We start from the raw sequence: 1,563 nt of genomic DNA, 5'->3' as shown, positions 1-1,563 counted from the left end.
AGCGATAGACCAAAGCCTGCTTGGGTACGACGATGCTGTTGTTTTGAGGGGCGCGTATAAGGGCCCGGGCATTCATGCCGGGAAGCAATCCCTTTGTGCCGTTTACTTGGATACTGACCTGCACGAGGCCGTTTTCATCCACTTTGGGATTGATACTCCTGACCGAACCGCTGATACCTTCTCCTCCACCGACAGGAAGGATTTCTGCCTTTTGACCGAGGGAAATAAGGTTGATGTCGGATTCTAGGACTTTTACTTTGAGTTCGAGTGCAGCCGTATTGATGACTTCTAGCATTTCATCACCTGACTTGACGAGGCTTCCACGCTTGGACTTGAGGTCAGCTACCCTTCCTGATATCGGTGATTTGATTACCGTCTTGTCAAGGTCCATCTGTGCTTCCTTGACGCCTATCTCTGCTGAAAAAAGTCCGCTCTTGGACTTGAGCTGCTCCTGCACCTGCGCGATTTTATCAGTATCACCACTGTTCATGATACTTTCAAAGCTCAGGATTTCAGACTTATAATTTACCTCAGCATTCTTGAGCTCGATATGGGCTTTCTCAAGGTTCAGGAGACTTTCCGTCTGATCGAGGCGGGCGAGGATTTTGCCTTTTTCGACAAAGTCACCTTCCTTCACTGTAAGTTCTATGAGGTATCCCGGCCGCTCGGCAATGATTTTGACCTGCTCTGCGGCTTCGATTTTGCCGGAGGCATTGATCAGGTAATCAAAGGTCCGCTTCTCGGCTTTGGCTATCCGGACAGGAGTAGCAGCCACTTCGCCACGGAAGGCTTCCAAGGGTTGATCCTGACTTTCGGCTTTTTCCTCCTTGCAGGAAAAAGAAACCATCAGTAAAAAAGCAAATAAAAACAGATGGACAAAACGCATATTACTTGTGGTTATTGAATAGGATTACAATAAACTAAGTTATTAAACAAATTCAAAAGGATAGATGTTAAAAAGTTTGAAAATGAAAAGTAGAAAAACAAAAATCAGTCCTTGAATGAATAGATAAACAATATGGGATTATCATCAAGATCAATCCCAAATTTTGAAGAAAATCCCAAATAGAGGTTTTCGTTCTGATTTTTGAACCGATGGAAATCCGCCAAATCAGCCGGATGTAGCGCCCAAATAAAATAATTCGCATTTACATTAGAAGGAGGTATGCCATTGATGTCAGGGGAAATCCTGTCCATATCATTTATAATTCTTTTAATCATTTTAACCCCGCCTCTTTCCTTCTCCCAAAGTGCCAATTTGAACTCCGAACCTTTACTTACTGAGAAAAGGGTGTGTTTTTTTGAATCAATCATTTCATCCCCAAGTGCATATTTCCCACTCGCCCAAAATTCCTGACTGAATTCAAATGCTTCATAGATTCTTGCAGGATCTGGCTCAAATTCCATAGAAGAAAACGAAAACATATACTGTTTGCTTACCCTGTCTTCCTCAATTTTAAGCAATCGGTTATGGTTTCTTTCTTTGTAAAAAAACCCCTTACCATCATGCGATTCATAAAAATAATGCGATTTTTTACCATTGATGATCCTGAAATCTCCTTC

At 42.4% G+C, this 1,563-nt stretch carries 2 protein-coding genes; both read right to left on the bottom strand.

Features of this window, described 5'->3' with window-relative positions; translation table 11 throughout:
- Positions 1-886 (bottom strand): efflux RND transporter periplasmic adaptor subunit (locus ACZFYI_RS20240; protein ID WP_462525928.1); only part of this gene is annotated, 886 nt, incomplete at its 3' end.
- Positions 887-990: 104 nt separating this feature from the next.
- A partial coding sequence (locus ACZFYI_RS20235) for a hypothetical protein (RefSeq protein ID WP_462525927.1) occupies positions 991-1,563 on the bottom strand: 573 nt, incomplete at its 5' end.

The sequence above is a fragment of the Aquiflexum sp. genome (assembly GCF_977115555.1).
This window is presented reverse-complemented; position numbering and strand designations above follow the sequence as displayed.